The organism is Candidatus Palibaumannia cicadellinicola (genome assembly GCF_002855795.1).
GTDB lineage: Bacteria > Pseudomonadota > Gammaproteobacteria > Enterobacterales > Enterobacteriaceae > Baumannia > Baumannia cicadellinicola_C.
Genome location: NZ_NJPO01000022.1, coordinates 1 through 1,249 on the forward strand (window position 1 = coordinate 1; position 1,249 = coordinate 1,249).

1 protein-coding gene is annotated in these 1,249 nt (G+C 37.8%); it reads left to right on the forward strand.

What is annotated here, in order from left to right; genetic code table 11:
• Nucleotides 1–241 precede the first annotated feature (241 nt).
• Entirely contained in the window at nt 242–1,192 is a 951-nt protein-coding gene (gene corA, locus CEX73_RS00405; RefSeq protein ID WP_101626673.1) for a magnesium/cobalt transporter CorA, read from the forward strand.
• Nucleotides 1,193–1,249 lie beyond the last annotated feature (57 nt).

Genomic DNA, 1,249 nt, shown 5'->3' on the forward strand with positions numbered 1-1,249 from the left:
ATTGATGATCTGCTTCCAAGAAAAGCCTCTAAGCTTCAGGTTACATGTAATCGTACCGTAAACCGACACAGGTAGTTAAGTAGAGAATACTAAGGCAACCTATTCACTAGCTACTTAAATAGTAGTAAGTTGTTCTTTTCAATGTCGCACGAATATCAAATTAATAGGTAGTTTTTTACTCTAGTTTCTCTGATCAAATATATTTCCCATTTTTTACTGCTAAAATAAACTAGGCGTATGTATGCTTAACGCATTTAAACTAAATAATAACCGTTTATCGCGTTTTGACACTGATCAACTGGGGAGCCTAGTAAGATCAGTTTGGATAGATTTGGTAGAACCTAGTGATGATGAGCGTCATCGTATACAGCAAGAATTAGGCCAGAATTTGGCTACTTGTATTGAACTAGAGGATATAGAAGCCTCAGCTCGCTTTTTCGAGGATGAGGAAGGTTTACATATTCACTCTTTTTTTTTCTATGCTGATGCAGAAGATCATGCTGGTAATGCCACCGTAGCTTTTACCATTCGTGAAGATAGACTCTATACGCTACGTGAGCGTGAGTTACCTGCTTTTCGTCTTTATCGCATGCGTTCCCGCAGCCAAACTATTATCGATAGTAATGCTTATGCATTATTATTAGATCTATTCGAGACCAAAATAGAACAGCTAGCAGATAAAATTGAGAATATTTATAGCGATTTAGAAGCACTCAGCCGAGTAATTATGGATGGTCAGCAAGGCGATGAGTATGATGACGCACTAGCTACTCTCGCTGAATTAGAAGATGTAGGTTGGAAAGTACGCTTATGTTTAATGGATACACAGCGTGCGCTTAATTTTCTTGTTCGTAAAACAAGATTACCCTCAGATGAATTAAATAAAGCTAGGGAAATCCTACGAGATATTGAGTCTTTGCTGCCTCATAATGAATCATTGTTCCAGAAGGTCAACTTTCTTCTGCAGGCTGCCATGGGATTTATAAATATCGAACAAAACCGTATTATTAAGATATTCTCAGTAGTATCAGTTGTTTTCCTACCACCGACACTTGTCGCATCCAGCTATGGAATGAACTTTTCTTTTATGCCAGAACTAAAGTGGTCTTTTGGCTATCCCGCAGCACTTATACTGATGATTATCGCTGGCGTTGCTCCCTACTTATACTTTAAGCGCCGTAACTGGCTATAGTTAGCTCAGCTATAAATAGCTGAGTAGAAATCAATAAAATAAATAGTATTTTCGTAA

What these genes read in the sequence shown, in the direction of transcription:
- corA (WP_101626673.1), top strand. Translation starts at nt 242, where the DNA reads ATGCTTAACGCATTTAAACTAAATAATAACCGTTTATCGCGTTTTGAC.